At 73.1% G+C, this 20,986-nt stretch carries 23 protein-coding genes and 1 pseudogene; 12 read left to right on the top strand and 12 right to left on the bottom strand.

Annotated elements, in window-relative coordinates:
- The 4 genes and pseudogenes from AB9M23_RS21330 to recN all read left to right on the top strand — a co-directional run.
- Window positions 1–194, top strand: a pseudogene (locus tag AB9M23_RS21330) (cell division protein FtsZ); the annotation flags it as partial.
- Between the two features lie 385 nt (window positions 195–579).
- Window positions 580–1,524, top strand: coding sequence for a UDP-3-O-acyl-N-acetylglucosamine deacetylase (gene lpxC, locus AB9M23_RS21325; protein ID WP_372426676.1), 945 nt, complete (start codon window positions 580–582; stop codon window positions 1,522–1,524).
- Window positions 1,525–1,670: 146 nt separating this feature from the next.
- The gene (locus AB9M23_RS21320; protein WP_372426675.1) at window positions 1,671–2,570 is read left to right on the top strand and encodes an outer membrane protein assembly factor BamD; all 900 of its coding nucleotides are present in this window, start codon (window positions 1,671–1,673) and stop codon (window positions 2,568–2,570) included.
- A gap of 13 nt (window positions 2,571–2,583) precedes the next feature.
- Window positions 2,584–4,257: a DNA repair protein RecN gene (gene recN / locus AB9M23_RS21315; protein ID WP_372426674.1), complete on the top strand. Its 1,674-nt coding sequence runs from the start codon at window positions 2,584–2,586 to the stop codon at window positions 4,255–4,257.
- A gap of 57 nt (window positions 4,258–4,314) precedes the next feature.
- Here the strand turns inward: recN and AB9M23_RS21310 are convergent, their stop codons facing one another.
- From AB9M23_RS21310 to phnG, 10 genes are all read right to left on the bottom strand, one after another.
- Entirely contained in the window at window positions 4,315–4,860 is a 546-nt protein-coding gene (locus tag AB9M23_RS21310) for a hypothetical protein (protein ID WP_372426673.1), read from the bottom strand.
- Between the two features lie 96 nt (window positions 4,861–4,956).
- A complete protein-coding gene (locus AB9M23_RS21305; RefSeq protein ID WP_372426672.1) occupies window positions 4,957–5,697 on the bottom strand; it encodes an autoinducer binding domain-containing protein in 741 nt (246 codons plus the stop codon).
- 74 nt (window positions 5,698–5,771) lie between these two features.
- The gene (phnN, locus tag AB9M23_RS21300) at window positions 5,772–6,326 is read right to left on the bottom strand and encodes a phosphonate metabolism protein/1,5-bisphosphokinase (PRPP-forming) PhnN (protein ID WP_372426671.1); all 555 of its coding nucleotides are present in this window, start codon (window positions 6,324–6,326) and stop codon (window positions 5,772–5,774) included.
- Entirely contained in the window at window positions 6,323–7,477 is a 1,155-nt protein-coding gene (locus tag AB9M23_RS21295; RefSeq protein ID WP_372426670.1) for an alpha-D-ribose 1-methylphosphonate 5-triphosphate diphosphatase, read from the bottom strand. The genes phnN and AB9M23_RS21295 overlap by 4 nt, the downstream gene beginning before the upstream one ends.
- A 25-nt stretch (window positions 7,478–7,502) precedes the next feature.
- A complete protein-coding gene (phnL, locus tag AB9M23_RS21290) occupies window positions 7,503–8,213 on the bottom strand; it encodes a phosphonate C-P lyase system protein PhnL (protein WP_372426669.1) in 711 nt (236 codons plus the stop codon).
- A 10-nt stretch (window positions 8,214–8,223) separates the two neighbouring features.
- Window positions 8,224–9,000 (bottom strand): phosphonate C-P lyase system protein PhnK, encoded by a 777-nt coding sequence (gene phnK / locus AB9M23_RS21285; protein WP_372426668.1) that lies wholly within the window; start codon window positions 8,998–9,000, stop codon window positions 8,224–8,226.
- Entirely contained in the window at window positions 8,993–9,919 is a 927-nt protein-coding gene (locus AB9M23_RS21280) for an alpha-D-ribose 1-methylphosphonate 5-phosphate C-P-lyase PhnJ (RefSeq protein ID WP_372426667.1), read from the bottom strand. Before AB9M23_RS21280 ends, phnK begins: the two co-directional genes overlap by 8 nt.
- Window positions 9,916–11,025, bottom strand: coding sequence for a carbon-phosphorus lyase complex subunit (locus AB9M23_RS21275; protein WP_372426666.1), 1,110 nt, complete (start codon window positions 11,023–11,025; stop codon window positions 9,916–9,918). Before AB9M23_RS21275 ends, AB9M23_RS21280 begins: the two co-directional genes overlap by 4 nt.
- A gap of 7 nt (window positions 11,026–11,032) precedes the next feature.
- Window positions 11,033–11,629 (bottom strand): phosphonate C-P lyase system protein PhnH, encoded by a 597-nt coding sequence (gene phnH, locus AB9M23_RS21270; RefSeq protein ID WP_372426665.1) that lies wholly within the window; start codon window positions 11,627–11,629, stop codon window positions 11,033–11,035.
- A 1-nt stretch (window position 11,630) separates the two neighbouring features.
- The gene (gene phnG, locus AB9M23_RS21265; RefSeq protein ID WP_372426664.1) at window positions 11,631–12,089 is read right to left on the bottom strand and encodes a phosphonate C-P lyase system protein PhnG; all 459 of its coding nucleotides are present in this window, start codon (window positions 12,087–12,089) and stop codon (window positions 11,631–11,633) included.
- A gap of 92 nt (window positions 12,090–12,181) precedes the next feature.
- Here phnG and phnF point away from each other — a divergent pair, with 92 nt between their 5' ends.
- The gene (gene phnF / locus AB9M23_RS21260) at window positions 12,182–12,940 is read left to right on the top strand and encodes a phosphonate metabolism transcriptional regulator PhnF (protein ID WP_372426663.1); all 759 of its coding nucleotides are present in this window, start codon (window positions 12,182–12,184) and stop codon (window positions 12,938–12,940) included.
- A gap of 13 nt (window positions 12,941–12,953) precedes the next feature.
- Here the strand turns inward: phnF and AB9M23_RS21255 are convergent, their stop codons facing one another.
- Window positions 12,954–13,571 carry a DapH/DapD/GlmU-related protein gene (locus AB9M23_RS21255; protein WP_372426662.1) on the bottom strand — a complete coding sequence of 206 codons (618 nt, stop codon included), beginning with the start codon at window positions 13,569–13,571 and terminating at the stop codon, window positions 12,954–12,956.
- A 150-nt stretch (window positions 13,572–13,721) separates the two neighbouring features.
- Here AB9M23_RS21255 and AB9M23_RS21250 point away from each other — a divergent pair, with 150 nt between their 5' ends.
- Both AB9M23_RS21250 and AB9M23_RS21245 read left to right on the top strand, forming a co-directional pair.
- The gene (locus tag AB9M23_RS21250; protein ID WP_372426661.1) at window positions 13,722–14,165 is read left to right on the top strand and encodes an NUDIX hydrolase; all 444 of its coding nucleotides are present in this window, start codon (window positions 13,722–13,724) and stop codon (window positions 14,163–14,165) included.
- Window positions 14,162–14,557 (top strand): TIGR02301 family protein, encoded by a 396-nt coding sequence (locus tag AB9M23_RS21245; protein WP_372426660.1) that lies wholly within the window; start codon window positions 14,162–14,164, stop codon window positions 14,555–14,557. The genes AB9M23_RS21250 and AB9M23_RS21245 overlap by 4 nt, the downstream gene beginning before the upstream one ends.
- A 15-nt stretch (window positions 14,558–14,572) precedes the next feature.
- On the opposite strand, the gene mutM is transcribed toward AB9M23_RS21245, so the two are convergent.
- Window positions 14,573–15,457 (bottom strand): bifunctional DNA-formamidopyrimidine glycosylase/DNA-(apurinic or apyrimidinic site) lyase, encoded by an 885-nt coding sequence (gene mutM / locus AB9M23_RS21240; RefSeq protein ID WP_372426659.1) that lies wholly within the window; start codon window positions 15,455–15,457, stop codon window positions 14,573–14,575.
- A 139-nt stretch (window positions 15,458–15,596) separates the two neighbouring features.
- Here mutM and ubiE point away from each other — a divergent pair, with 139 nt between their 5' ends.
- The 5 genes from ubiE (at window position 15,597) to AB9M23_RS21215 (ending at window position 20,986) form a co-directional block, all read left to right on the top strand.
- Entirely contained in the window at window positions 15,597–16,358 is a 762-nt protein-coding gene (gene ubiE, locus AB9M23_RS21235) for a bifunctional demethylmenaquinone methyltransferase/2-methoxy-6-polyprenyl-1,4-benzoquinol methylase UbiE (protein WP_372426678.1), read from the top strand.
- Window positions 16,359–16,371: 13 nt separating this feature from the next.
- Window positions 16,372–17,937 (top strand): 2-polyprenylphenol 6-hydroxylase, encoded by a 1,566-nt coding sequence (gene ubiB / locus AB9M23_RS21230; RefSeq protein WP_372426658.1) that lies wholly within the window; start codon window positions 16,372–16,374, stop codon window positions 17,935–17,937.
- Between the two features lie 54 nt (window positions 17,938–17,991).
- Window positions 17,992–18,189 (top strand): type II toxin-antitoxin system VapB family antitoxin, encoded by a 198-nt coding sequence (locus AB9M23_RS21225; RefSeq protein WP_372426657.1) that lies wholly within the window; start codon window positions 17,992–17,994, stop codon window positions 18,187–18,189.
- Between the two features lie 190 nt (window positions 18,190–18,379).
- Window positions 18,380–19,858 carry a xylulokinase gene (gene xylB / locus AB9M23_RS21220; RefSeq protein ID WP_372426656.1) on the top strand — a complete coding sequence of 493 codons (1,479 nt, stop codon included), beginning with the start codon at window positions 18,380–18,382 and terminating at the stop codon, window positions 19,856–19,858.
- Between the two features lie 105 nt (window positions 19,859–19,963).
- On the top strand, window positions 19,964–20,986 hold the full coding sequence (locus AB9M23_RS21215; RefSeq protein WP_372426655.1) for a substrate-binding domain-containing protein: 1,023 nt from the start codon (window positions 19,964–19,966) through the stop codon (window positions 20,984–20,986).

The following is a 20,986-nucleotide window of genomic DNA, read 5'->3' as shown; positions in this document are numbered from 1 at the left end:
AGGCGCCGGCCCAGCCGCAGCAGCCCGGCATGTCGCCGGTCCACGCCGAGTACGCCAAGCGCCCGGCGGCGCCGCAGGGCTACCGCCCGGCCCAGGGCAACCTCGACCCGCACGGCCGCGCCCCGGCCCAGCCGCGCGCGCTCGACGACGACCAGCTCGAGATCCCCGCCTTCCTGCGCCGCCAGGCCAACTGAAGGCGCCCCTCCGAGACGACCCTCTCGGCGGCGGCCCGCCGATCCCCTCCCGGGCCGCCGCCGACCTCTCCCGAGCCCGCCCGATTCCCGCCCAGGAAAGCCCCGGACGCCCGCGTCCGGGGCTTTCGTTCTTGCCGGCGCACGCCGGAAAAACCTCAACGAAATCAACGCCCGTCACGGGTATGGCGAAATCGCGGCGACTTGTAACAGATCGTTAGACAACGTGATTTGGCCGGCCCGGCGGGCGCGACTATGGTGCGCCGCATACAGGAAGAGGCGGTCGGGCTCCCGCTCGAACCGTCCGGGGCCGAAAGCACGGACAGGACGGCCGATCGCCGTGGACGCTCGCGTCCGCGAGGGGTGTCTCGTGTCCGGGAAGAGAACGATGAGCCAGATGCATCAGGTCACCCTGCGCGCGCCCGTCGAGATCAGCGGAACGGGCGTTCATTCCGGCGAGAGCGTCTCGGTCACCCTGCATCCCGCGGAACCCAACCACGGCATCGTCTTCCTTCGCACCGGCCTCCCCAACGGCATCGACCGCCTCATCGAGGCGCGCCACATCAACGTCTCCGCCACCGAATTGTGCACCGTCGTCGGCGCCCGCGAGAGCGGCTGCGTCGCGACGATCGAGCACCTGATGGCCAGCCTCGCCGGGCTCGGCGTCGACAACGTCCTCGTCGAGATCGACGGCACCGAGGTGCCGATCCTCGACGGCTCGGCCGCGCCCTTCGTGGAGGCGATCGAGGCCGCGGGCACCATCACCCAGGCGGCGTCGCGCCGCGTGCTCAGGGTCCGCCGCCCGGTGCGGGTGGAGAAGGGCGCCTCCTTCGTCGAGCTGCTGCCGGCCGAGCGGGGCCTCAAGCTCGACGTCGAGATCGACTTCGCGGACAGCGCCATCGGCCGCCAGCGCCGCGTCTGCGACCTCACGCCGGCGACGTTCCGCCGCGAGATCGCCGCCGCGCGCACCTTCGGCTTCATGCGCGACGTCGAGGCGCTCTGGAAGGCGGGCTTCGCGCTGGGCGCGTCGCTCGAGAACACCGTCGCCGTCGGCGAGGACGGGGTGATCAACCCGGAGGGCCTGCGCTTCGCCGACGAGTTCGCCCGCCACAAGCTGCTCGACGCGGTGGGCGACCTCGCGCTCGCCGGCCATCCGCTCGCGGCGCACTACCGCGCCCATCGCGGCGGCCACCGCCTCAATTTCGCCGTCCTGGAAGCCTTGTTCGCGGATCGTGCGAACTACGAGATCGTCGAGGTCGGGTCGACGCGCCGGGAGCCGGCCGAGGCCGCGCTGCCGCTGCCGCTCGCGGCCTTCGGCGGCCGCGCCGTCTGAACGCCTCCACCGCTCTCTCGCGACCGGCGGGCGCATCCCGCGCGATGCCGCTTTGCGGATCGGCGGGTCTGAGGTAAACAGCGCGGAAATCCAGGTGCCGGCGCGGGACGCGCGGGGCGCGAATCCCTTCGGAGGTCGATCGAGGCATGTCTTTCGCGAATGCGTATCGAGGCGCGAAAGCCGCCGCCGTCCGCTCGGTCGCGATCGCCGGGCTCGCGCTCGCGCTCGCCGGCTGCGAGACCGTCGCCTCGCTCAACCCCTTCGGCCGGGGCGAGACCTACGAGCCCGAGATCGTCGAGACGCGGCCCGCCGCCGAGCTCTACAACGAGGGCCTCTCGCTGATCGACCGCGGCCAGTACCAGACCGCCGCCGAGCGATTCGAGGAGATCGAGGAGGCCTACCCGTTCAGCGACTTCGCTCGGCGCGCGCTGATCATGCAGGCCTACGCCCAGTTCGCCGGCGGCGCTTACGACGACAGCGCCGGCACCGCGCAGCGCTACCTGCAGCTCTACCCGAGCCAGGAGAGCGCCGACTACGCGCAGTACATTCTGGCGATGTCGAACTTCAACCAGATCCCCGACATCACCCGCGACCAGACCCGCACGGCCCAGGCGCTGCGAGGTTTCCAGGAGCTGATCGACCGCTACCCGAACTCGGACTACGTCGAGGACGCGCGCGCCAAGATCGTCTTCGCCGAAGACCAGCTCGCGGGCAAGGAGATGGAGGTCGGGCGCTTCTACCTCGAGCGGCGCAACTACACCGGCGCGATCAACCGCTTCCGGACCGTGGTCGCCAGCTACCAGACGACGCGCCACTCCGAGGAGGCGCTCGCGCGCCTCACCGAGGCCTACATGGCCATGGGCATCGTCGACGAGGCTCAGACCGCCGCCGCCGTGCTCGGCCACAATTTCCCCGAGTCGCAATGGTACCGCGACAGCTACGCGCTCCTCCAGTCGGGCGGGCTCGAGCCCCGGGAGAATCGCGAGTCCTGGATCAGCCGCGCCTTCCGCGGGTTCACGCGGGCGGTGGTCGGCGTCGGCGGCTGAGCCGCGCCGCACCATGCTCGTCCAGCTCTCGATCCGCGACATCGTCCTGATCGATCGCCTGGAGCTGCAGTTCGGCGACGGGCTCTCCGTGCTCACCGGCGAGACCGGCGCCGGCAAGTCCATCCTGCTCGATTCGGTCTCCCTCGCGCTCGGGGGGCGCGGGGACGGGGCGCTGGTGCGCCACGGCGAGAGGCAGGGCGTCGTAACCGCGGTCTTCGACGTCCCCGCCGATCACCCCGCCCGCGCGATCGCCGCCCAGGCGGAGATCGACACCGAGGGCGACCTGATCCTGCGCCGGGTCCAGATGGCGGACGGGCGCACCCGCGCCTTCATCAACGACCAGGCCGCGAGCGTGCAGGTGCTGCGCGCCATCGGCGCGACGCTCGTCGAGATCCACGCCCAGAACGCCGACCGCGCGCTCGTCGACCCCGCGACCCACCGCGCCATCCTCGACGCCTATGGCGGGCTGGCGGCGGACGGCGCCGCCGTCGCGGCGGCCTCCGATCGCGTGCGCGAGGCGCGTCGGGCCCTCGAGCGCCACCGCGCCCGCATCGAGGCCGCGCGCAAGGAGGCGGACTTCCTGCGCCACGCCGTCGAGGAGCTCTCGGCGCTCGCCCCGAAGCCCGGCGAGGAGGAGGCGCTCGCCGAGCGCCGCACCACGATGATGCAGGCCGAGAAGGTGGCGAGCGACCTCGCCGAGGCCTTCGATTCGGTCGCCGGCAACGCCTCGCCCGTCGCCGCCCTCTCGGCCGCCGTGCGCAAGCTGGAGCGCCGCGGCGCGCAGGCGCCCGCCCTCGTCGATCCGCCGGTGCGGGCGCTCGACGCCGCGCTGGTCGCGCTCGACGAGGCGCGCGCCGCGCTCGAGGAGGCGATGCGCGCCGCCGAGTTCGATCCGCACGAGCTCGAGCGCGTCGAGGAGCGCCTGTTCGCCCTGCGCGCCGCCGCGCGCAAGCACGACGTCCCCGCCGACGAGCTCGTCGCGCTGGCGCAGCGCTACGCCTCCGACCTCGCCGAGATCGACGCGGGCGAGGAGACGCTGCATCGGCTGGAAGCCGCGCTGGCCGAGGCGGACGTCGCCTATGTCGCGGCGGCCCGGGCGCTCAGCGACAAGCGGCGTGCCGCCGCGCACGCGCTCGACGCGGCGGTGCTCGCGGAGCTGCCGCCGCTCAAGCTCGAGCGCGCCGCCTTCATCACCGAGATCACGGTGGACGAGGGAAGCCGCGATCCCGCCGGCTTCGACCGGGTCGAGTTCTGGGCGCGGACCAACCCGGGCACGCGTCCCGGCCCGATGATGAAGGTGGCGTCGGGCGGCGAGCTCTCGCGCTTCATGCTGGCGCTCAAGGTCGTGATCGCCGACCGCGGCTCGGCGCCGACCCTCGTCTTCGACGAGATCGACACCGGCGTCGGCGGCGCGGTGGCGGACGCGATCGGCCAGCGCCTCGCCCGCCTCGCCGGGCGCGTGCAGGTGATGGCGGTGACCCACGCCCCGCAGGTCGCGGCCCGCGCGGGGGCGCACTACCTCATCTCGAAGGAGCCCGTCGACGGCTCCGACCGCGTCGCCACCCGCGTCGCCCCCCTGCGCGAAGCCCCCCGCCGCGACGAGATCGCCCGCATGCTGGCGGGCGCGACCATCACCGACGAGGCCCGCGCCGCGGCGGGGAAGCTGCTGGAGGCGGCGATTCGGTGAGGGTGGTGGGCGGGGGAGTGCTTCAGATCGCGCCTCTCAGTCGGCGCATTCTTGCGCTCATCGCCGCGCAAGCGTCTGGGGCTCATGCCCTTGCAACCGCTCTCCCGCGGACGCCGCGAGCTTCCGCGTGAGTTCGGCGACGAGCCCGAGTGCAATGCTCGCGTCCGGGTCCGCCTCCGCGAGCGACCTGGCCGAGGACGTCATCGCCCCGGCGCAGTCGTGAGCAACACGCCTCACCTCGGCCAGACCTTCGGCCGATGCGCACATCGCGACGAGGCCTGGAAGCGAGGTCGCTTCGATCGAGCCCGGAACCGGTCCCGGCGACGGCGACTCGGACTGGGCGTCGTCGATGCCGCCTGCGAGCCAGAGGGCCGCTTCGTAGCGGGCCTTCGCCCAGGGCGCGCAGGGCTCGCATGGCTCGGAGAGAATAGCACGCGCGGCGGCATCGGCGCGTTTCCACGCCGCGGAGAGGGCGCCGTCGTCCTCCACGCCGCCGACGAGCGCAAGGCGCTCCAAAGCGAATGCCGTAGCGGCAGCCGCCCTCAGCTCCCCGAGAAGTCTCGCGTTGTCACGGGCATCATGCATGTTCATCATGGCGGTCACGTCAGCTCTGTGCAGCGGCCTTTGGTTAGACACACTCTTAGGGTGCACATGACGCGCTCGCGTAGTACGCCTTCGCGTACTACCCTTACGTAATCCCTACCGCACCAACCCCAGCCGGATCGCCTCCGCCACCGCGTGCGTCCTGTTGCGCGTGCCGAGCTTGCGGCGGGCGGCGCGCAGGTGGCGGTCGACGCCGTGATCGGTGATCTTCATGCGCGCACCGATCTCGAGGTCGGTGAGGCCTTCGGCGGCCCATTGCAGCGTCTCCTGCTCGCGGGGCGATAGGGAGGGGCGCAGGTAGGGCTCCTCCTCGTCGACGCGGCGCAGCTGCAGGCTGCGGGCCAGCGCGTAGGTGGCCAGCAGCGTGAGCATGCCCCGCGCCTCCGGCGAGGCCTCCCCGTGCGGGCCGGCCAACGAGAAGCCGGCGACGTCGCCCTCCACCGTGACGAGCGGCACGGTGAAGCCGCATTTCAGGTCGAACTCGCCGGCCTCGTCCATGACACGGCGCGCGGCGGCGTCCTGCGCGCACTCGGCCTCGAGCTCGGACCAGAAGAAGGGCGAGGCGTTGGCGTTGACCCTGCGGATCGCCGGGTCGCGGTAGAGGTAGCCGTGCGAGAAGTAGCGCCGCACCCATTCGTCCGGCCACTCCGCCAGCACCACGTGCCCGACCTGCTGCAGGCGCGAGGCGCCGGGCCGCGGGATCGTGCCGGCGAGGATGTGCTCGAAGCCGAAGCGGCGCGCCGGCGCGAGCAGCGCGCGGCAGACGTCCTCGTGCGTGCGCGCACGGTCCACGTCCTGGATGAAGGCGAGCGTCTGATCGAGCGACTTGCGGGACATCGAGCGGGCTCCCGGAGCGACCTCCCCGTGCACTCTCGCCCAGGAGGCGCGCCGCGACAAGCCGGGCGACGGGCTCAGGCGGGCGACGACGCCCGCGCGAGCGCCTCGAGCGCCGCCACCAGCGCGGCGACGCCCTCCTCCGGCGTGCGGTCGTTGGCGATGGTCACGTCCGCGTCGATCGGGGCGAGCGCGTCGGAGCGGGCGAGGCGGGCGTCGGCGTCGGCGTCGCGGCCGCGGGCGCTGATGCGGGCGGCGAGGACCGCGCGCGGGGCCGTGACCTCGACCACGACGACGCCGGGCAGCGCCGCGCGCGCCTCGCCCACGCGTGAGCGCGAGCCGTTGACGACGCACACCGCGCCCGCGGCGGCCGCGTCCGCCACCGCTCGCGGTATGGCGTAGCCCAGCCCATGGGCGCGCCACCACAGTGCGAATCGCCCCGCGACGACGCCGGCCTCGAAATCCGCCTCCGAGATCGTGTCGTGCGCCTCGTGCGCGCCGACCGGCCGGGTCACGAGCCGGTGCGGGAAGCGGATGCGTGGATCGTTCGCGAGCGCCCTGCGGGCGCCGTCGATCAGCGTGTCCTTGCCGGCTCCGCTGGGGCCGACGACGAGCACGAGCGCGCCGCTCACGCCACCCGCTCCCCCTCGCGCCAGACCTGGCGCACGACCGGCGTCTCGCCGGCGATGCGCACCCGCACGAGATCGGCGCGCAGGCCCGGCGCGATGGCGCCGCGGTCGCCGAGGCCGGTCGCGCGGGCGGGGTTGAGCGTCACGGTGCGGATCGCGGCGGGCAGGTCGATCGAGGCGACGCGATCCGGCAGGCGGAAGGCGGCCATCAGCAGGCTCGCGGGGACGTAGTCCGAGGAGAGGATGTCGAGCAGACCCTCCTGCGCCAGCGTCTGCGCCGCGACGTTGCCGGAGTGCGAGCCGCCGCGAATGAGGTTGGGCGCGCCCATCATCACCGTGATGCCGTGGTCGCGGCAGGCCTGCGCCGCCTCGACGGTGGTCGGGAACTCGGCCAGCGACACGCCCGCCTCGAAGGAGGCCGTGACGTCCTCCGTCGTCGTGTCGTCGTGGCTCGCGATCGGGATGCCCCGCGCCCGCGCCAGCGCGATCAGCGCCGGCCGATGGCGTGTGGCCATGGCCTCGTTGCGCGCGACGCGGCTCGCGACCACCGCCTCGGTCTCCTCGCGGCTCTTGTCGTTCTTGCCGCTGTAATAGACGAAGTACTTCTCCAGGTCGCGGAACTGCCGCTGCCCGGGCGTGTGATCCATCAGCGACATCAGCCCGACGGGGAAGACCGAGACGAAGTTCTCGACCGATTCGAGGATGTCCGGCGAGGGGATCTCGCAGCGCAGGTGCGTGTAGTGCTCCGCCCGGAAGAGCTTGTGCCGGCGGGCCTCGTCGAGCGCCTCGGCGATGGTGAAGAGCTCGCCGCCCAGGCTCGGCGCGTCGAGGTCGGTGCCCGCGCGCAGCGAATCGAACACGGTGGTGATGCCCGAGGTGACGATCTGCGCGTCGTAGGCCAGCACCGCGCCGAGCGGGTGCCAGCGCACCTTCGGGCGCGGCGCGTAATGGCTCTCGAGATGGTCCGTGTGCAGCTCGACGAGGCCGGGGATCAGCGTCTCGCCGCCGCAGTCGACGCCCCGCTCCGGCGCGCGACCCTCGCCCACCTCGACGATCGTCCCGTCGACGACGGCGACGAAGCCGCGGATCACGGCGTCGGGCAGGACGATCTCGGCGTTCTCGAGCACGACGCTGGCGGGGCTCTCGGCTGTCATCTCTCGGGTCTCTCGGGAACGGAGGTCAAGCGGCGGGTCTAGCGCGGAAGCGTGTCACGTCGACGACACGGGTGGCCACCGCGTCGCGGACGTCGGCGTCGTGGAAGATGCCGACGAGCGCGCAGCCGGCCGCCCGCTTCTCGCGGATCAGCTCTATCACGACCGCGCGATTCGCGGCGTCGAGAGAGGCGGTCGGCTCGTCGAGGAGGAGCACACGGCGCGGCGCGATCAGCCCGCGGGCGATGTTGACGCGCTGCTGCTCGCCGCCCGAGAAGGTCGCCGGCGGCAGCTCCCACAGGCGCTCGGGCAGGTTCATCAGCGCCAGCAGCGCGCGGGCGCGGGCGTCCGCGGCAGCGGCGTCGAGGCCGCCCTCGCGGCCCTCCGCGGCGACGACGTCGCGCGCGCCGACGCGGGGGATTACCCTGAGGAACTGGCTGACGTAGCCCATGGTGGTGCGCCGCAGCCGCATCACCTCCCGCGGCGTCGCCCGCGCGACGTCGACGACCGCGTCCTCGCCGTCGCGCACGCGGATCGCGCCGGCGTCGCAGCGGTAGTTGCCGTAGATCATCTTGAGGAGCGAGGACTTGCCCGCCCCCGAGGGGCCACCGAGCACGACGCACTCGCCGGCATGGACGTCGAACGAGACGTCGGCGACGACGTCGAGCCGCGTGCCCTCCCGCAGGTGGAGCGTGAAGGTCTTGGAGACGTTCTCCAGGGTGACGAGGGGATCTCTCATGATCGGGTCCTCACGCCGCCAGCACGGACGAGACGAGCAATTGCGTGTAGGGCTCGCGCGGGTCGTCGAGCACCTGGTCGGTGAGGCCCGTCTCGATCACCCGGCCGTGGCGCATCACCATGATCCGGTGGGACAGGAGCCGCGCCACCGCCAGATCGTGCGTGACGATGATCACCGCGAGCCCGAGTTCGGCGACGAGGCCGCGGATGAGATCCAGCAGCCGCGCCTGGACGGAGACGTCGAGGCCCGACGTCGGCTCGTCCATCAGCACGAGCCGCGGCCGGGTGACGAGGTTGCGGGCGATCTGCAGGCGCTGGCGCATGCCACCCGAGAACGTGATCGGATGGTCGTCGATGCGCGCGACGTCGATCTCGACGCGCGACAGCCAGTCCTCCGCGGTTGCGCGGATCCGCCCGTAGTGCCGCTCGCCGATGGCCATCAGCCGCTCGCCGACGTTCCCTCCGGCGGAGACGCGCATGCGCAGGCCCTGGCGCGCGTCCTGGCGGATGAAGCCCCAGTCGGTGCGCATCAGCACGCGCCGGCGCGCCTCGTCGAGGTCGAACAGGCTCTCGACCGAGCCGCCGCGCATGCGGTAGGAGACCGCACCCGCCGTCGGCTCCATCTCGGTGGACAGCACGGAAAGCAGCGTCGACTTGCCCGAGCCCGATTCGCCCACGATCGCCAGCACCTCGCCGGGGAAGATGTCGAAGGAGACGTCGGTGCAGCCGACCCGGCTGCCGTAGTGCTTGGTGAGGCCATGGGCCTCGAGGAGCGCGCCCTCACGCATCGGTCGTCTCCCCGCTCGCGGCGCCCGCGAGCATCGCGCCGCGATGGCCGGCGGCCCGGCGCTCCTCGCAATGATCGCTGTCCGAGCACACGAACATGCGCCCGCCCCGGTCGTCGAGGATCACCTCGTCGAGATAGACGCCCGTCGCCGCGCACAAGGCGCAGGGCTCGGCGAAGCGCTGCACGGTGAAGGGGTGGTCCTCGAAGTCCAGCGAGCGCACCCGCGTGAAGGGCGGCACCGCGTAGATGCGCTGCTCGCGCCCGGCGCCGAAGAGCTGGAGCGCCGGCGACATCTCCATCTTCGGGTTGTCGAACTTCGGCGTCGGCGAAGGGTCCATGACGTAGCGGCCCGCCACCTCCACCGGATAGGCGTAGGTCTTGGCGATGTGGCCGTGGCGGGCGATGTCCTCGTAGAGCTTGACGTGCATGAGGCCGTACTCGGCGAGCGCGTGGAGCGTGCGCGTCTCGGTCTCGCGGGGCTCCAGGAAGCGCAGCGGCTCGGGGATCGGCACCTGGTAGACGAGCACCTGGCCCTCCCGAAGCGGCTCCTCGGGGATGCGGTGGCGGGTCTGGATGACGGTGGCCTCGCGGGTGCGGGTCGTCGTTGCGACGCCGGCGGTCTTCGCGAAGAACTTGCGGATCGAGACCGCGTTCGTCGTGTCGTCGGAGCCCTGGTCGATGACCTTGAGCACGTCCGCGGGGCCGATGACGGCGGCCGTCACCTGCACCCCGCCGGTGCCCCAGCCGTAGGGCATCGGCATCTCGCGGGAGGCGAAGGGCACCTGGTAGCCGGGGATCGCGATGCCCTTGAGGATCGCGCGGCGGATCATCCGCTTCGTCTGCTCGTCGAGATAGGCGAAGTTGTAGCCGGTCTCGACGGCGGCGGGTGCGGCGGGGGTGGTCGCGGCGGCGGCGCTCATTCCGCGGCCTCCTTGCTCTCGCGCGTTGCGTGCCGCTCGGCGATCTCGGCGCGCATGCGGCGCACGAGGTCGAGCTCGGCCTGGAAGTCGACGTAGTGCGGCAGCTTCAGGTGCTCGACGAAGCCCGTGGCCTGGACGTTGTCGGCGTGGGCGAGGACGAACTCCTCGTCCTGCGCGGGGCTCGTGCGCTCCTCGTCGAGTTCGCCCGCGCGCAGCGCCCGGTCGACGAGGGCCATCGCCATCGCCTTGCGCTCGCTCTGCCCGAACGCGAAGCCGTAGCCGCGGGTGAACTGGGGCGGCACCTCGGCGGAGCCGGCGAACTGGTTGACCATCTGGCACTCGGTGACGTCGATCTCGCCGAGCGGTACCTCGAAGCCGAGTTCCTCGGGCACGAAGCCGACCTCGACCGTGCCGATGCGCACCTCGCCGACGAAGGGGTGGTTGCGGCCGTAGCCGCGCTGGGTCGAATAGCCGAGCGCCAGCAGGAAGCCCTCGTCGCCTCGCGCCAGCGCCTGGAGGCGCAGGTCACGCTCGGCGGGAAAGGCGAGCGGGGCGCGGGTGAGGTCGGCGACGGGGGCGTCGCCCGCGGGGCGGGCCTCGCGCTCGATCAGGTCCTCGCCGGCGAGCAGGTCGGTCACCCGCGGCATGCGCGCGGCCTCCTCCGCGACCGGCGCCTCCGGCGCGGGCGGGGGCTCGACGCCGGCGGCGAGCGCGAAGTCGATCAGGCGATGCGTGTAGTCGAAGGTGGGGCCCAGGACCTGCCCGCCGGGCAGGTCCTTGTAGGTCGCCGACACCCGCCGGCGCACGCGCATCGCCCCGGTGTCCACGGGCTCCGCGTAGCCGAAGCGCGCGAGCGTGGTGCGGAAGGCGCGCAGGAGGAAGATCGCCTCGATCAGGTCGCCCCGCGCCTGCTTGATCGCCAACGCGGCGAGGGAGCGATCGTAGAGCGAGCCCTCCGTCATCACCCGGTCGACGGCCAGCGCCAGCTGCTCGGCGATCTGGTCCGTGCCGATCTCGGGCACGGCGCGGTCGCCGCGCCGTGCGTCCGCGAGGAGCGCGTGGGCGTTGTCGATGGCGGCCTCGCCGCCCTTCACCGCGACGTACATCGTGCGCTCACTCCCGGATCGTGGTGGTGCGCGGCAGGCCGACGACGCGATCGCCGGCGGCGAGGATCAGGTCGACGCCGCGGGGGAACAGTGCGCCGTTCGCCCGCCAGCGGGCGAGGAAGTTCTCCGGCAGCGGTGCCGCGTCGAGCCGCGCGACCCCGCGGATGCCGGGTCCCGCGAGCACGAGGCCGCGTTCCGTGTCGAGCCGCTCGCAGGCGAGGACGAGAGTCGTCGAGCGGTCCGGATAGGCCTGCTCTCCCGGCGCGAAACGATCGAGCGGCGGCAGCGCGGCGGGATCGGACACGAGCGCGAAGGCGGCCTCGCGCCCGTCCGCCACGATCCGCGCGCCGGTGTGGAAGCGCAGCCAGCCCGCCACCGCCGGCGCGGCCGCGAGCGGCGCGTCGAGCCACAGCGGCGCTTCGTGGTCGGCGAGCGTCAGCGCGATCGCGGCGAGGGCCGGCGTCAGCGGCGCGGGTGGCGCGAGATCGAGGGCGAGCCGCTGCGGCGTGCCGGGGCGGGCCAGCGCCTCCATCACGGCGCGGAAAACGCCCTGGGAGTCGAGAACCGGGTCGGCGAAGCCGGGAGCGAGGGCGGCGGCGTCCATCTCAGTCCTCCCCGCGGACCATGGTGAAGAAATCCACCTTCGTCGCCGCGACCCGCCGCGCCTGCGCCGCGCGCTCGGCCTCGACCCGTGCGCCGATCGGCGCGAGCGCCGCCGCGACGGCCTGCGGCCGGACCTGGAACAGCGCGTCGAGGATCGCGGCCTTGCGGGCGCGGGCGGCGTCGCGGCCGAGATGCCAGGCGAAGCCGGCCTCGCCGGACGGCAGCCGCACGGCGACGCGCGTCACCGTCGCCTCCCCCGCGTTGAACGCTCGCCCGTCGCCGCCGATCCTCCCGCGCAGCATGACGAGCCCGGTCTCGGGCCGGCGCAGGTCCGCGACCGCGCCGGGGGCGTCGAGCGCCTCGAGCGCGGCCTCGAGCTCGTCGGTGCGGGCGAGCGCGCACAGGCGCATCGCGGCGCGACGGGCGTCGACCGAGGGCGTGGAGGAAGCGTCGGGGGTCATGCGCCTCTCCGGGAGGGACGGAAGGGGTGGCGAGGTGTGTTGTCTAGTGATATAGACAATCGATCAACCGCGTCAAATGAAGTTTCGATGACATGCCGCCGTCCGATCCCGTCTCCGGCGCCGACCCCGCCTCCCTCGTCCGCGGCGAGGGCGTCGCCGCATGGCGGCAGATCGTCGACGGGCTCGAGGCGGACATCGCCGCGGGGCGCCTCGCGCCGGGCGACCGGCTGCCCGCGGAGACGCGGCTCGCCGGGCGCTTCGGCGTGAACCGGCACACGGTGCGCCGCGCGCTGGGCGTGCTCGCCGCGCGCGGGCTCGTGCGCGCGACGCAGGGGCGCGGCACCTTCGTCGAGGCCCGCCCGCTCGCCTACCCGATCGGCCCGCGCACGCGCTTCACCGAGATCGTCGCTGGCGCCGGGCGTCAGGCGTCCGGCGCGCTGACCTCGGCGCGCGAGCGGGGCGCGGACGCCTGGGCGGCGGAGCGGCTCGGGATCGCCGAGGGCGCACCGGTGCTCGAGCTCGTCACCACGCGCTCGGCCGACGGCACCCCGATCGCGCTCGCCACCAACGTCTTCCCGCTCCCCCGCTTCGCCGGCCTCGATGCCCGCTTCCGCGAGACGGGCTCGCTGACGCGCGCCTACGCGTCGATGGGCGTCACGGACTACAGCCGCCTCGCCAGCACTTTCGGCGCCCGCCCCGCGGGTCCGGACGACGCCGCCGCCCTCGACCTCGCCCCGGGCCGCATCCTGCTCGTCCTCGACAACGTCAACGTCGACGCGGAGGGCCTGCGCATACAGGCGACGCGGGCTCTGTTCCCGGCGGACCGGGTGGAGATGGTGGTGGAGTGGTGAGGGTCGGGCTCCGTCACCCCCCGTGCTTCTCCAGGAAGGCCTCCACCCCCAGCCCCCTGAAATCCGGCAGCGCCCGGCGCAGGCGTTCGTGGTCCCAGTCCCACCAGGCGAGCGCGAGCAGGCGCTCGGAGACGGCCTCCGGAAACCGCCGGCGCACGGGCCGCGCCGGGTTGCCGACGACGATCGCATACGGCGCGACGTCCTTCGTCACGATCGCGCCCGCGCCCACCACCGCGCCCGTGCCGATGGTCCGGCCCGGCAGGATCACCGCCCCGTGGCCGATCCAGACGTCGTGGCCGATGGTCACGGGGGACGCGCGCCGCCGGTCGAAGAAGCTCGCCTCGTCGTCCTCCTCGCCGGGCCAGTAGGCGGACGCGCGGTAGGTGAAGTGCGCCTGGCTCGCCCGCTCCATCGGGTGGTTGCCCGGGTTGATGCGCACCATGCGGGCGATCGAGACGAACTTGCCGATCGTCGTGTAGGCCACCTCGCCGTCCTCGACGATGTAGGAATAGTCGTCGAGCACGCTCTCGAGGAGGCGCGTGCGCGCGCCGACCTCGGTGTAGCGGCCGAGCCGCGTCGCGAGGACGCCGGCGTCGGGGTGGACCAGGGGCGCTTCGGACAGGCGCTTCATCGGCGGGGCTCCGGCGGTCGCGGCGACCGCGTCGGGGGCGCCGAGCCGGCTCGATAGCGCGCCCGGCCGACGGTTCCATGACGGTCCGGTTCCGGCTCCCGCGCAATCGCGGCCTTGCCCTTCGTCGCGGGATTGGCGACAAACCCAGCCGTGACCGACGATCGCCTCGCCCCCTCCCGCCCCATCCTCGCCGCGAGCGTCGCCGTGGTGCGCGACGGGCGCGTCCTGCTCGCCGCCCGCGGCGAGGAGCCGATGCGCGGGCGCTTCACCCTGCCCGGCGGGCTCGTCGAGCCGGGCGAGACGCTGGCCGAGGCGGCCCTGCGCGAGCTCTCCGAGGAGGTGGGCGTGACCGCCACGATGATCGGGCCGATCCGCCCCGTCGAGATCATCCTGCGCGACGAGGCGGGGCGCGTCGCCTCGCACTTCGTCGTCCAGGCCCACGCCGCGCGATGGCGTGCCGGCGAGGGGAAGACCGGACCCGAGGCGCTCGCGGTCGTCTGGGCGGACGCTGCGGATGCGGAGCGCCTGCCCACGACGCCGGGCCTGCCCGACATCGTGCGCGCGGCGATCGCCATGGCGGAGGGCGCGCGATGAGGCGCATCCTCGGCCCGGCTTTGGCGGCGCTGATGCTGGCTCGGGCCTGCATGCCCGCCCACGCGCAGGACGTGGCGCCCCCCGCCGCCACTCCCGCTCCGGCCTACGAGCCCGAGCTGATGCGCCTCTCCGAGGTGATGGGCGCGCTCGCCTTCCTGCGTGATCTGTGCGGCGCGGCCGACGCGCCCGAGTGGCCCACGCGCATGCAGAGCCTCATCGACGCGGAGGGCGAGGCGCGGGCCGAGCGGCTCGCCGGCGCCTACAACCGCGGCTACCGCGCCTTCGCGCTCACCTACCGCGTCTGCACGCCCGCCGCGGAGCGCGCGATCTCGGGCTACCTCGTCGAGGGCGAGCGGCTCTCGCGGGCGGTGGCGCGGCGCTTCGGCGGGTGACGCGCGGCGGGGCGCTCAGCGCGGCTGACAGCGCGCGCAGTAGAACGTCGAGCGGCCCGATTGCACGATCCGCTCGACCGTCGCGCCGCAGCCCGGCGCCGCGCAGGGCTCGCCCTCCCGGTCGTAGACCTTGAACCCGTGCTGGAAGTAGCCGAGCGAGCCGTCCGCGTGGGCGAAGTCGCGCAGCGTCGAGCCGCCGGCGGCCACCGCCTCGTTCAGCACGGCGCGGATCTCCTGCGCCAGCAGATGCGCGCTCGCCCGCGGCCGCCCCGTCTTCGTCGCGACGATCCCGGCCGGCGCCTCCGGGTGCAGCCGCGCGCGGTGGAGCGCCTCGCAGACGTAGATGTTCCCGAGCCCCGCGATCAGCCGCTGGTCGAGGAGCGCGGCCTTGAGCGGGGCGATCCTGCCGTGGAAGAGCGCCGCCAGCGTCTCGCCGGAGAGCGCGTTCCCCAGCGGCTCGATGCCGAGCCCGGCGAAGTGCCTGCACCCGGCGAGCCCCGCCGAGGGCACCAGGTCCATGTAGCCGAAGCGGCGCACGTCGTTGTAGGTGACCCGCGCGCCGGTGTCGAAATCGAACACGACGTGGTCGTGCAGCGGCATCGTGCCCGGTGCGTGGTGGAACTCGCCCGGCGTGATCACCGCGTGCGCTCGCTCCACCGTGAAGCGCCCGGTCATGCCCAGATGCATGATCAGGCTCTCAGCAGTCGAGAGATCCGCGATCAGGTATTTCGCCCGCCGGGAGAGCGCGCGCACCTCGGCGCCCTCGAGCCGCTGGGCGAAGCGCGGCGGGAACGGGAAGCGCAGGTCGGGCCGGCGCTGGTCCACCCGCGTGAACCGCGCGCCCACCATGGCGGGCTCGAGCCCACGGCGGACGGTCTCGACTTCGGGAAGCTCGGGCATGTCTCGGCTTGGCGTGCGTGTCGCGGGGGCGCGCGGGTGGGAAATGCGCCCCGCGCGCCTAGATCAGATAGCCTCGGCCCGCGCCTTTCGCTATGTCTCCCGGCGACGCGGGGGCGCGAGCGCGAGAACGGTGGACGCGATGGTCGACGAGACGACGACGGGCACGACCCATTTCGGCGAGAGGACGGTCCCGCTCGAGGAGAAGCAGGGCCTCGTCGACGACGTGTTCCGCTCGGTGGCGCGGCGCTACGACCTGATGAACGACCTGATGTCGGCGGGCCTCCACCGGGCCTGGAAGGACGCCATGGTGACGTCGCTGCGCCCGGCGCGCACGCGGCCCTTCCATCATCTCGACGTCGCCGGCGGCACCGGCGACATCGCCTTCCGCGTGCTCGACGAGGCCGGGCCGGCGGCGCATGTCACCGTCCTCGACATCAATCCCGAGATGCTCGCGGTCGGCCGCGAGCGGGCGGGGGCGCGGTACGGGTCGCGCGCCACCTTCGTGGAGGGCAACGCCGAGGTCCTGCCGTTCGAGGACGAGCGCTTCGACGCCTACACGATCGCCTTCGGCATCCGCAACGTGCCGCGCATCGAGGCGGCGCTCGCCGAGGCGCACCGCGTGCTGAAGACCGGCGGGCGCTTCCTCTGCCTCGAGTTCTCGCTGCCGGACATCCCGGGCTTCGACCGGATCTACGACGCCTATTCCTTCAACGTCATCCCGCGCATCGGCAAGGCCGTGACGGGGGACGCGGAGAGCTACCGCTACCTCGTGGAATCGATCCGCCGCTTCCCCACGCCCGGCGTTTTCGCCGACATGATCGAGGAGGCGGGCTTCCGGCGCGTGTCGCACCGCCCGATGACCGGCGGGATCGTGCGCCTGCATTCGGGCTGGAAGATCTGATGGGCGTCGCTTCGTGATCGGTGCCGCCATCCACATCGCGCGCATGGCGCGTGCCGGCTTCGTGCTCGCCCGAGAGGGCGCGCTCGGCCTCGTCGACCCGTCCGTGCTGCCGCCGCTGCCGCGGCTCGGGCTGAAGCTCGCGCGCCTCGTCGAGCGCAGGGACGCGGGCTCGTCGCGCAGCCGCCTCTCGGCGGCGCTGGTGCGGCTCGGGCCCTCCTACGTGAAGTTCGGCCAGTTCCTCGCGACGCGCCCGGACATCGTCGGCTTCCAGGCCGCGCGCGATCTCGAGAGCCTCCAGGACCGCCTCCCGCCCTTCCCGCGCGAGGAGGCGGTGCGCGTCGTGGAGGAGGCGCTCGGGCGCCCGATCGAGGCGATCTTCTCGCATTTCGGCGAGCCGGTGGCCGCCGCCTCGATCGCCCAGGTGCATCGCGCGGTGATGAGGACGCCGGAAGGCGGGGAGCAGGTCGTCGCCGTGAAGGTCGTGCGGCCGGGCGTGCGCCAGCGCTTCTCCCAGGATCTCCAGGACATGCGCTTCGCCGCGCGCGTCTTCGAGGGCTACGACCCCGAGGCGCGCCGCCTGAAGATGGTCGAGGTGGTGGAGACGCTCGCGCGCTCCGTCGTCATCGAGATGGACCTGCGCCTCGAGGCCGCCGCGCTCTCCGAGCTCGCCGACAACACCAAGAACGACTTCGAATTCCGGGTGCCCAAGCCCGAATGGGACCTCACCGACCGCGAGGTGCTGACCCTCGAGTGGATCGACGGCGTCAAGCTCAACAAGCCGGACGAGATCGACGCCGCCGGCCACGACCGGGTCGCGCTCGCGCGCATCGTCATCCAGAGCTTCCTGCGCCAGGCGATCCGCGACGGCTTCTTCCACGCCGACATGCATCCCGGGAACCTGTTCGTCGATCCGCGCGGCCGGCTGGTGGCGGTGGACACCGGCATCATGGGGCGGCTGGGCCACCGCGAGCGGCGCTTCCTCGCCGAGATCCTGCTCGGCTTCATCCGCCGGGACTACGTGCGCGTGGCGGAGGTGCACTTCGAGGCGGGCTACGTCCCCCCGCGCCATTCCGTGCTCGACTTCGCCCAGGCCATCCGCGCCATCGGCGAGCCGATCCACGACCGGCGCGCCGACGAGATCTCGATGGCCCGCGTGCTGGCGCTGCTCTTCGAGGTGACCGCCATCTTCGAGATGCAGACGCGCACCGAGCTGGTCATGCTCCAGAAGACCATGGTCGTCGTCGAGGGCGTCGCCCGACGGCTCGACCCGCATCTCGACATGTGGACCATCGCCGAGCCCGTGGTGCGCGAGTGGATCGAGCGCAATCTCGGCCCGATCGGCAAGATCGAGGACGTCGGCCGCGGGGCCCGCACGCTGTTCGGCGTGCTCCAGGACCTGCCCGACATCGCGGTGCGCGCCGAGCGCCTGCTGGTGCAGCTCGAGCAGGGCACCGAGCGCGGGATCGCGCTCGCGCCGTCCTCGATCGAGCGTGCGGGCGAGGCTGCGGCCGGGCGCGGCCGGGCGCTGGTGATCGGGGTGTGGGTGATCGCGATCGCGCTGGTGCTGGGGTTGTTTTGAGCATCGAACATCGCATCATCTGATACGATATTCGTTGCATCATCGGAGGTCCCCATGCGCACGACGATTGCACTCGACGACGATCTCGTCGCGCGAGCGAAGTCCCTCACCGGCATCAAGGGACACCCCGCGTCGGTGCGTGAGGCGCTCGAGGCGCTCGTCGCACGTGAAAGCGCGCGCCGCTTGGCGCTGCTCGGTGGATCCGAACCCGACCTCGAAGCTCCGCCCCGCCGCCGCAGCGAACCGGAATGATCTGCGTAGACACCTCCGTCTGGGTGGATCATTTTCGAATCGGGGACGAGCGGCCGAGCACGTCGTTGGTCGCGCATCTGCTCGCCGGCGTCCGCCTCACGCCGGGAGCGAAGCTCTGGACGCGCGACAAGCGGCTGGCGCGCGTGGCGTCGGAGCTGGACGTCGCAGCACCGTTCGACTGAGTGCGATCGTGCACCTCTCGACCACCATCGGCCTCGACCTCGGCACCTCCGCCCTCAAGGCGGTCCTCGTCGACGCGGGCCAGCACGTCCTCGCCAAAGCCGAAATCCCGCTCGAAGCGCAGCGCCCGAAGCCGCTCTGGTCGGAGCAGCACCCGGAGGAATGGTGGCTGGCGACCCTCGCCGCCCTCGCGGCGCTCCGCACGCAGGCGCCCGACGCCTATGCCGCGACCCGCGCCATCGGCCTCTCCGGCCAGATGCACGGCGCGACGCTGCTCGACGCCGCCGACCGGCCGATCCGCCCCGCGATCCTCTGGAACGACGGCCGTGCGCATGACGAAGCCGCGGCGCTGGCGCGCGAGCATTCGGATCTCGCGACCCTCGTCGGCGTGAAGCCGATGCCCGGCCTCACCGCGCCGAAGCTGGCCTGGCTCGCGCGCCACGAGCCCGAGGCCTTCGCCCGCATCCGCACGGTCCTCCTGCCGAAGGACTATCTCCGCCTGCGCCTCACCGGCGAGCGCGCCACCGACATGTCGGACGCCGCCGGGACGTGGCTCCTCGACGTGGCGCGACGCGGCTGGTGCGACGAGGCCCTCGCCGCGGTCGGCCTCGACCGCGCGCGCCTGCCCCGCCTCGTCGAGGGCGTCGAGCCGACCGGCATCGTCCGCCCCGCGCGCGCGGCCGAGCTCGGGCTCGGACCGGGCGTGATCGTCGCCGGCGGCGGGGGCGACGTCGCGGCGGGGGCGGTGGGCATCGGCGCCGTCGAGGAGGGGGACGCGTTCGTCTCGCTCGGCACCTCGGCGCAGATCTTCGTCGCCAGCGCGGCCTACCGCCCGGCGCCGGACGCGCTCGTCCACGCCTTCTGCCATTGCCTGCCGCGGCGCTGGTTCGCCATGGCGGCGATGCTCAACGGCGCGAGCGTGCTCGCCTGGGCGGCGAGGCTGCTGGGCCTCTCCGTCGCGGATGCGCTGGCGCTGGCCGAGAGGGAGACGACCGAGCCGAGCCGTGTCCTGTTCCTGCCCTACCTCGCCGGCGAGCGCACGCCCCACGACGACCCGCACGCGACCGGCGTCCTGGTCGGCCTCGGCCACGAAACCGGGCCGGCGGATGTCGCGCGCGCCGTCGTCGACGGGCTCGTCCTGTCGATCGTCGACGGGCGAGACGCGCTCGCCGGCGCGGGCGTCTGGGTGGAGCGGGCGGGGCTGATCGGCGGTGGTGCGCGCAGCCCCTGGCTCGCCCGCCTCCTCGCCGGCGCCCTCGATGCACCGCTGACGCGCTACGCCGGCGGCGAGACCGGCCCGGCCTTCGGCGCGGCCCGCCTCGCGCGCGTCGCCGCGACCGGCGCCCCGCTCGCCGAGATCGCGACTCCGCCGCCGGTCCTCGACGTCACCGAACCCGATGCCGCGGCCCGCGACGCCTATGCCGAGCGGCTGCCGCGCTGGCGGGGGCTGTATCGGGCGCTGCGAGAGCAGCTCCACCGGGGCGCGTAGAAGCGCGCCCGCGGCGTGCGGTGATTGACAGGCGTCCCCGCCGGGTGTGCATTGTTCGGCAGGGCCGCGACGAACGGCCGATCGAACGAACCGGGAGGAACGACGATGCGCACCATCACCGCGCTCGCGCTGGCGAGCGTCGCCGGGGCGGCACTCACGACGTCGCCCGCCGCGGCGCAGGAAACCACCGCCTGCCTGATCACCAAGACCGACGCCAACCCCTTCTTCGTGAAGATGCGCGAGGGTGCCGCGGCCGCCGCGGCCGAACGCGGGATCGACCTGCAGTCCTTCGCCGGCCGCATAGACGGCGACGTCGAGAGCCAGATCCAGGCGATCGAGTCCTGCATCGCGGCGGGCGCGAAGGGCATCCTGATCACGCCGTCGGATTCCGCCGGCCTCGTGCCGCTCGTCGAGCAGGCGCGCGGCCAGGGCATCCTCGTCATCGCGCTCGACACGCCCTTCGAGCCCGCGAGCGCGGCGGACGCGACCTTCGCCACCGACAATCGGCTGGCGGGCGAGCTGATCGGCCGCTGGGCTGCGGCTCGGCTCGGGGACGCGGCGGCGGACGCCAGGATCGTCTCGCTCGACCTCAACGCGATGGTGCCCACCGTCGACTACCTGCGCAACCAGGGCTTCCTCGAAGGCTTCGGCGTCGACGTGAAGGATCCGAACGTCATCGGCGACGAGGACGACCCGCGCTACGTCGGCCGCGACGTGACCAACGGCAACGAGGAAGGCGGCCGCACCGCCATGGAGAGCCTGCTCCAGGCGCACCCGGACCTGAACGTCGTCTACACGATCAACGAGCCGGCGGCGGCGGGCGCCTACGAGGCACTGCGCGCGGTCGGGCGCCAGAGCGACGTGACGATCGTCTCCGTCGACGGCGGCTGCCCGGGCGTGCGCAACGTGCAGGAGGGCGTGATCGGCGCCACCTCGATGCAGTTCCCGCTGCTCATGGCCTCGCTCGGCATCGAGGCGATCGCGCGATACGCGGCCGACGGCACGCTGCCCGAGCCCTCCCCGGGCCTCGACTTCTTCAACACCGGCGTCGAACTCGTCACGGACGAACCGGTCGACGGGATCGAGTCGATCACCTCCGAGGAAGGCCTCGCGCGCTGCTGGGGGTGA

The organism is Salinarimonas chemoclinalis, assembly GCF_041514305.1.
In the GTDB taxonomy this organism is placed as follows: domain Bacteria; phylum Pseudomonadota; class Alphaproteobacteria; order Rhizobiales; family Beijerinckiaceae; genus Salinarimonas; species Salinarimonas chemoclinalis.
The sequence above is the reverse complement of the archived record's forward strand: the minus strand, read 5'-3'. Positions and strand labels throughout refer to the sequence as shown.